This window comes from Pantoea latae (assembly GCF_002077695.1).
Lineage (GTDB): Bacteria > Pseudomonadota > Gammaproteobacteria > Enterobacterales > Enterobacteriaceae > Pantoea > Pantoea latae.
The window spans coordinates 1-300 of record NZ_MWUE01000079.1; the positions used below are offsets into that span (position 1 = coordinate 1).

Here is a 300-nt window from a genome sequence, read left to right on the forward strand (position 1 = left end):
CAGCTGGTTAGAGCACATCACTCATAATGATGGGGTCACAGGTTCAAATCCCGTCGTAGCCACCAAATTATTGGGGTATCGCCAAGCGGTAAGGCACCGGATTCTGATTCCGGCATTCCGAGGTTCGAATCCTCGTACCCCAGCCAAACAAAGACAATTTGAAAAGACACTATTGGGGTGTCGCCAAGCGGTAAGGCACCGGATTCTGATTCCGGCATTCCGGGGTTCGAATCCCTGCACCCCAGCCAAATTGACAACAGGCCCGCTTTTGCGGGCTTTGTTGTTTTTGTCGTCTGGCAA

The 300-nt window shown here is 52.0% G+C and carries 2 tRNA genes; both read left to right on the top strand.

Going from position 1 to position 300, the window contains the following annotated elements:
• Window positions 1-71: 71 nt before the first annotated feature.
• Window positions 72-146: transfer RNA gene (locus B2J69_RS23530), tRNA-Gln, on the top strand.
• 27 nt (window positions 147-173) lie between these two features.
• A tRNA-Gln gene (locus B2J69_RS23535) sits at window positions 174-248 on the top strand.
• The last annotated feature ends 52 nt before the right edge of the window (window positions 249-300 follow it).